A 202-nucleotide genomic window follows, 5' to 3' on the forward strand; every position below is an offset into this window, starting at 1 on the left:
GGGCATGTCCGTGCACAGCCTTTACGCCTGGATCAAGGTCTACAGCAAGCCCCAAGAGCAGCGTCAGCAAGACAATGATCAGCAGGCTGAACTGCGCAAGCTGCGCGCTGAACTCAAGCGGGTGACAGAAGAGCGAGACATATTAAAGAAGGCCGCCGCGTACTTTGCCAAGGAGTGCGGCTGAAGTACGCCTTCATCAACA

1 pseudogene is annotated in these 202 nt (G+C 55.9%); it reads left to right on the plus strand.

Annotation, left to right across the window (positions count from 1 at the left end):
* A pseudogene (locus HU729_RS25645) lies at positions 1-202 on the plus strand (IS3 family transposase); the annotation flags it as partial.

Origin of the sequence: Pseudomonas sp. RW10S2, assembly GCF_014268985.1 — a bacterium.
In the GTDB taxonomy this organism is placed as follows: domain Bacteria; phylum Pseudomonadota; class Gammaproteobacteria; order Pseudomonadales; family Pseudomonadaceae; genus Aquipseudomonas; species Aquipseudomonas wayambapalatensis.